General features: G+C 51.4%; 1 protein-coding gene. It reads right to left on the bottom strand.

The genetic code is table 11. The annotated features are described in order from the left end of the window. Window positions 1-106, bottom strand: a 106-nt coding sequence (locus IB272_RS34505) for a type I toxin-antitoxin system toxic polypeptide LdrD (RefSeq protein WP_000141634.1), incomplete at its 3' end; no start/stop codon positions are given. Window positions 107-440: the final 334 nt, after the last annotated feature.

Genomic DNA, 440 nt, shown 5'->3' with positions numbered 1-440 from the left:
ACTTCCGCTTGTTCAGCCAGTTCACGATCATACTGGCAAGAATGCCAGCAATGACCGGAGCCGCTAAATCATGCCAGAAGGCCATGCCCAGCTCTGCGAACGTCATATAGCCGCCTGTGTTGTAATGACAACGTTTCGCGGCTATTCTTGAGTGGTCTAGAGTCAAGATTAGCCCCCGTGGTGTTGTCAGGTGCATACCTGCAACGTGCGGGGGTTTTCTCTCTCCAGCAACCAATGCCACCAGGGATAAAGCCCCCGCAACATTGCGCCTCACCGGAACCTTTCCGGCTTGCCGCTGATTCTACGATTGCTTTTTACTGTCAGCACCCGGCAATCTTCCTCATTGCGCGATGCCTTCCAGCTTAATTTCTTTATTTGCAATAGTTGCAGTTCATATCCGGGCTGACTCCAGACTGGTAGTGAAATGCGCAATTTTGTAG

Source organism: Ensifer sp. ENS08 (genome assembly GCF_014852195.1).
Taxonomy (GTDB): Bacteria; Pseudomonadota; Alphaproteobacteria; order Rhizobiales; family Rhizobiaceae; genus Ensifer; species Ensifer adhaerens.
Note: the sequence above shows the minus strand (reverse complement) of the source record. Positions and strands in the feature narration are given on the sequence as shown.